Here is a 3,790-nt window from a genome sequence, read left to right as displayed (position 1 = left end):
CGGCACGGCTCTTCACGTCCGCGTAGTAGCGTTGGCCCACCTCGAGCGACCCGTGCAAGGTGAACAGGGCGTCGGCGTGCTTGGCGCCGAAGTCGCGACCGTCGTCGGAGTCACCGGCCTGCAGCAGCACCGGATGGCCTTGCGGTCCGGCGGGCAGCGAGGCGACGCCGCGGACGCGAAATTGCGGACCGTCGTGTTCGATGCTGCCGATCAGCGCCGGATCGGCATAGACTCCGGCGTCGACGTCGGCGACCACCGCCTCGGGCGCCCAGCTGTCCCAGAACCGCCGCGCCACGGTGATGAATTCCTCGGCTCTGCGGTACCGGTCGGTATGGGCGAGAAACCCGCCGCGGCGGAAGTTCTCGCCGGTGAACGCGTCCGACGAGGTGACCATGTTCCAGGCCGACCGGCCGTCCGACAAATGGTCCAGCGTCGCGAATTGCCTTGCCACCTCGTAGGGTTCGTTGAACGTGGTATTGATGGTGCCGGCGAGGCCGAGCTTGTCGGTGACCGCGGCGAGCGCGGCCAGCACCGTGAAGGTGTCCGGCCTGCCGACGACGTCGAGGTCGTGAATCTTGCCGCGATGCTCACGCAGCCGCAGGCCTTCGGCCAGGAAGAAGAAGTCGAACAGTCCTCGTTCGGCTGACTTGGCAAGGTGCACAAACGATTCGAACTCGATCTGGCTGCCGGCGCTCGGATCGGACCACACCGTGGTGTTGTTCACCCCGGGGAAGTGCGCACCTAGATGTATCTGCTTGCGGCGGCCCGCTTCTCGAACGATCATCCGGTCAATCCCCATCGTTTGGCGATCAGTTCATGCGAGCGCAGCCGATCGACATGCCGGTGCGTCACGGAGGTGATCACCAGTTCGTCGGCATCGGTGGCCCGGCGCAGCAGCTCGAGCCGGTCGGCGACTTCGTCCGGGTTGCCGACGAATTGTGTTGCGGTGCGGTCGGCCACCAGCGCCTGCTCGTCCTCGGTCAACGGCTGGCAAAAGTCGGGATCCGGGTAGGGGATGGCGCCCTGGCCGCTGCGGATGGAATGCACCCACCGGCCGTAACCGGACGCTAGGTGGCGTGCGGTGGCGCTGTCCTCGGCTACCACGACGTCGGCCGACACCACCACATACGGCTCGGATAGCCGGGCGGACGGGCGAAACGCGTTGCGGTACGCGGCGATCGCGTCGATCGCGGTGCCGGGGGTGATGTGGTAGCTCGCGACGAACGGAAGTCCACGCGCACCCGCCACTTCGGCGCTTTGACCCTTGGTGCTGCCGAAGATCCATGGCGTCAACTGGGCGTGCTCGCCCGGAACGGCATGTAGTTCATGGCCATTGACGGTGTAGGTGCCGTCTAGCATCGCTTCGATCGCGGCCAGCTGTTCTGCGAAGTCCTGGGGTTGCGCGCACGGTTGAGCGAGGACGGAGCCCTGAGCCCGGATCAGGTCGCTTTTCATCAGCGGCGTCTGGTCGAAGGGAGTGGGGATGACAACCCCGGCTACCTCACGCCAGGGCGTGGGCGCACGTTCGGATGCGGCCGGAGACGAGGTGGCCGCCTCTTGGCGCCGCTGCCCGGATCGGCCCAGCCCCATGTCGATGCGGCCCGGATAGAGCGCGTCGAGGATGCCGAAGCTCTCCACCACGGCAAGCGCCGTCGTGTGGCCGACCTGTACCGCCGCCGACCCGACATGGATTCGTTCTGTGGCGGCGGCGATCTGGCCGATCAGCGTCACCGGTGACGAGCTGGCCACCGCGACGAAGTGATGTTCGGCCAGCCAGTAGCGCCGATAGCCCCAGCGCTCGGCGTGCTGGGCCAGATCGATGGTGTTGCGCAGTGCTGTCGCGGCGTCGCTGCCGGCGCTGATGGGCGCGAGGTCGAGGATCGACAGGGGAGTGACGGTCATGACGGCACCGTCGCGTAGCGGTTCGGTGCGGACGCTAGACCCAGGCGTTCGCGCAGTGTCTCGCCGTCGCGGTAGCCGGTGCGGAACCGGCCCGCGTGCTGTAGTCGCGGCACCAGGTCGTCGACGATGGCGGGCAGGTCGACGGCGTTGATCGCGGGCCGTAGCCGCACCCCGTCGACCCCGGCATCCTGCCAGGCGAGCAGAAGGTCTGCCAGATGGCTTGTGCTGCCGGTGAATACGTGCGCGTCGGACGAGAGGGCCGCCGCCGGGGCCATCGGATCGTCGGCTAGCGACACGACCAGGTCGGCGTAGACCAGGAGCATTCGGCCCGCGGCGCGCTGCGCGTGGCTGACCTCGGCCAAAATCGTGCGCAGCGAGCCCTCGTCGTGCGGGGTGACGAACACCAGGTCGGCGTTGGCGGCCGCGAAATCGTAGACCCTCGGCGCGTGTGCCAGCGCCGTCACCACCGGCTGGCCCTGCGGTGGCCGCGGGGTGATCGAGGGCCCCTTGACCGAGAAATGTTTTCCGGCGAAGTCGATGTAATGCAGCTTGTCGCGGTCGATGTAGCGACCGGTCGCGACATCGCGGATGACGGCGTCATCCTCCCAGCTGTCCCAGAGGCGGCGCACCACCTCCACAGCGTCGGCCGCTTCGTCGATCAGTTCGCCGCCATCGGGGGCAGACCGCCGGCCGAACAGCGCCGCTTCGTGCGCCGCGGGGCTCACCCGAACCTGCCAGCCGGCCCGGCCGTGCGAGATATGGTCGAGTGTCGCAATCGCTTTCGAGATGTGGAACGGCTCGGTGTGCGTGACCGTCGCAACGGGAATCAAGCCGATGTGTAGGGTGGCCGGCGCGATCCGGGCGGCCACCAGCGTGGCATCGGCGCGTCCCGCCAGGCGCCTCGGCGAGATCTCTGACCGGCGCCCGGGTTGCGCGCCCAGGCTGTCGTCAATCGTGAGGAAGTCCAGCAGCCCACGTTCGGCGGTGCGGGCCAGCGCGGCCCAATAGCGACCGCTGAGTTGGCCGCCACCGGTCGCGTTGTGCGCGAACGCGTATCGCCACGCCTGGGGATGCCAACCGTAGCCATCCAGCCCCACCGCCAGATGCAGCTCGGTCATGAGTGTTTCTCGGGGGCGGCGCCGTCACGCATCGTGGTCATAACTCACTGTGCAACGCTGCGGGTGGCCATGCATTCCAAGGCAGCGTTATGTTCAGCGTGAGTAATACTTCGCCGAGCTCAAGCCGGTCGCACGCGGCGGTGAGGGTTTCGGTGCAGGCTGGCGAATACCGGCGATCACAGTGTGTCGAGCTGAGCTCCACACTCTTTCGCAGCCGCGCTCAGATCGAGAAATCCTCGCCGTGCCAGACACCGGCTTCGGGCGGCCTGATGACATGGTTGGTTTGGGAGCCGTCGGCTTGGGCTTCGAGTTTGGTTACGCGGGTCAGCAGCGACTGCAGGCTGACGCCGACAAGGTCGGGCATCATCGAGTCGTCCGGACTGCCTGGACGGCTGCGGCTGATGACCTGCCCCGGCACCCCGATGACCACCGAGCTCGACGGAACCTCCTTGACCACCACGGCGTTGGCTCCGATGCGGCTGTCGTCGCCGACTTTGATCGCTCCCAAAATCTTCGCTCCGGCGCCGATGGTCACCCGATCACCGATGGTGGGGTGTCGTTTTCCGGTGTCCCTGCCGCTGCCGCCGAGGGTGACGCCGTGGTAGAGGGTCACGTCCTCGCCCACCTCGGCGGTCTCACCGATCACCACACCGGTCGCGTGGTCGATGAACAAGCCGGGGCCCAAGACGGCACCGGGATGGATCTCGACGCCGGTCAGAATCCGGGTGATTTCGGCGGTGATGCGCGCGGCCAGCTTCGCACCGCGCTGC

At 67.5% G+C, this 3,790-nt stretch carries 4 protein-coding genes; all 4 read right to left on the bottom strand.

What is annotated here, in order from left to right; all coding sequences use genetic code 11:
* The coding region (locus A5652_RS09385) for an LLM class flavin-dependent oxidoreductase (RefSeq protein ID WP_156745239.1) at nucleotides 1-784 on the bottom strand (784 nt) is incomplete at its 3' end.
* A complete protein-coding gene (locus A5652_RS09380; RefSeq protein ID WP_067349659.1) occupies nucleotides 781-1,902 on the bottom strand; it encodes an LLM class flavin-dependent oxidoreductase in 1,122 nt (373 codons plus the stop codon). The genes A5652_RS09380 and A5652_RS09385, both read right to left, overlap by 4 nt.
* Nucleotides 1,899-3,020 (bottom strand): LLM class flavin-dependent oxidoreductase, encoded by a 1,122-nt coding sequence (locus A5652_RS09375; protein ID WP_067349656.1) that lies wholly within the window; start codon nucleotides 3,018-3,020, stop codon nucleotides 1,899-1,901. The genes A5652_RS09380 and A5652_RS09375 overlap by 4 nt, the downstream gene beginning before the upstream one ends.
* 220 nt (nucleotides 3,021-3,240) lie before the next feature.
* The coding region (gene epsC / locus A5652_RS09370) for a serine O-acetyltransferase EpsC (RefSeq protein WP_067349653.1) at nucleotides 3,241-3,790 on the bottom strand (550 nt) is incomplete at its 5' end.

The sequence above is a fragment of the Mycobacterium sp. 1165178.9 genome, from assembly GCF_001673555.1.
Classification (GTDB): domain Bacteria; phylum Actinomycetota; class Actinomycetes; order Mycobacteriales; family Mycobacteriaceae; genus Mycobacterium.
Note: the sequence above shows the minus strand (reverse complement) of the source record. Positions and strands in the feature narration are given on the sequence as shown.

What these genes read in the sequence shown, in the direction of transcription:
- A5652_RS09380 (WP_067349659.1), bottom strand. Translation starts at nt 1,902, where the DNA reads ATGACCGTCACTCCCCTGTCGATCCTCGACCTCGCGCCCATCAGCGCC.
- A5652_RS09375 (WP_067349656.1), bottom strand. Translation starts at nt 3,020, where the DNA reads ATGACCGAGCTGCATCTGGCGGTGGGGCTGGATGGCTACGGTTGGCAT.